The 883-nt window shown below is 65.9% G+C and carries 1 protein-coding gene; it reads left to right on the plus strand.

Features of this window, described 5'->3' with window-relative positions:
* Window positions 1–2 precede the first annotated feature (2 nt).
* Window positions 3–883: UDP-glucose dehydrogenase family protein (locus AC1DP9_RS27720; protein ID WP_477109073.1), on the plus strand; the 881-nt coding region annotated here is incomplete at its 3' end.

Here is an 883-nt window from a genome sequence, read left to right on the forward strand (position 1 = left end):
CTATGAAAGTCACAATTATCGGTAGCGGCTATGTCGGCCTGGTCACCGGCGCCTGCCTGGCGGAACTCGGCAATTCGGTGTTCTGTCTCGATGTAGACGAACGCAAGATCGCCATGCTCAACGCGGGCGGCGTGCCGATCTATGAGCCGGGTCTCAAGGAATTGATCGAGCGCAACCGCGCCGCCGGCCGCCTGACCTTCTCGACCGATGTGGCCGCCAGCGTGGAGCACGCCGACGTCCAGTTCATYGCCGTGGGCACGCCGCCGGACGAGGATGGCTCGGCGGACCTGCAATACGTGCTGGCCGCCGCGCGCAATATCGGCCGCCACATGACCGGCCTCAAGGTGGTGGTGGACAAGTCCACGGTCCCCGTGGGCACCGGCGACCGCGTCGCCGCCGTCATCCGCGAGGAACTGGCCGCCCGCGGGCTGGAAGACCTCCAGTTCTCGGTGGTCTCGAACCCCGAGTTCCTGAAGGAAGGCGCCGCCGTGGAAGACTTCATGCGCCCGGACCGCATCGTGCTGGGCTGCTCGCCCGACGTGGCCGGYCGCCATGCCAAGGCCATCATGCGCGAGCTGTACTCGCCGTTCAACCGCAACCACGAACGCACCTTCTATATGGATGTGCGCTCGGCCGAGTTCACCAAGTACGCGGCCAATTCGATGCTGGCGACGCGTATTTCCTTCATGAACGAGCTGGCCAACCTGGCTGACGAGGTCGGTGCGGACATCGAACTGGTCCGACTCGGCATCGGCTCCGACCCGCGCATCGGCTACAGCTTCCTGTACGCCGGCGCCGGCTACGGCGGCTCGTGCTTCCCGAAGGACGTGCAGGCGCTGATGCGCACGGCCACCTCGTACGGCAAGCCGATGCGGGTGCTGGA

The organism is Cupriavidus sp. 01L43 (genome assembly GCF_056399925.1).